Annotated in this window: 1 protein-coding gene; it reads left to right on the top strand. The window is 49.0% G+C overall.

The window, feature by feature from the left end; genetic code table 11:
- The coding region (asd, locus tag ACTXGO_RS16520; protein WP_443575096.1) for an archaetidylserine decarboxylase at nucleotides 1-774 on the top strand (774 nt) is incomplete at its 5' end.
- Nucleotides 775-804: the final 30 nt, after the last annotated feature.

Below are 804 nucleotides of genomic sequence, written 5' to 3'. Positions count from 1 at the left end.
GGGCGCTTGGCCTCAAGCCGTCACCCTATGGTCAAACGTGCTTTTATCCGCAGCTTCGCTAAAGCTTATCATGTCACCCTTGATGAGTATGAGCGTGATAATTTTAATGCTTATGAGAGCTTTAATGACTTTTTTACCCGCGAGCTCAAAGATGATGCGCGCCCTATCGACGACACTTATAACGGTATCGTGAGTCCTGCTGATGGTGTGATATCGCAGCTCGGTCAAATTAGGGATCAGAAACTATTGCAAGCCAAAGGTCGCGACTATGATATAGGTCAACTGCTCGCCAATAGCGCGGATGGCGAATATTTTGCGGACGGTAGCTTTGCAACCGTTTATCTTGCGCCAAGTAACTATCACCGTGTGCACATGCCTTTTGAGGGTAAGCTGATAGCGACTCGCTATGTGCCGGGTACGTTATTTTCGGTTAATAATACCACGGCGGCTAACATACCTGACCTGTTTGCGCGCAATGAGCGCCTGGTGTGTCTGTTCGATACCGAGTACGGCAAAGCGGCGGTGGTGATGGTCGGTGCGATGATCGTGGCCGGTATCGAAACCGTCGCTACGGGTAAAATCACTCGCACTGATAATATACAAGAAGCCCAGCACGATATGGTTTTGGCAAAAGGTGAGGAGCTTGGGCGTTTTTATTTGGGCTCAACCGCTATCGTGGTACTACCAAAAGGCGCAAAAACAGCTTGGCAAGATACCATGCAGCACAGCTCAACCGTACAAATGGGGCAATTGCTAGGAAAGTCTGAAATATGATACTAGTGAGGCGTGCTACCTAAGTGTAGC

Source organism: Psychrobacter sp. T6-1 (genome assembly GCF_052258445.1).
Note: the sequence above shows the minus strand (reverse complement) of the source record. Positions and strands in the feature narration are given on the sequence as shown.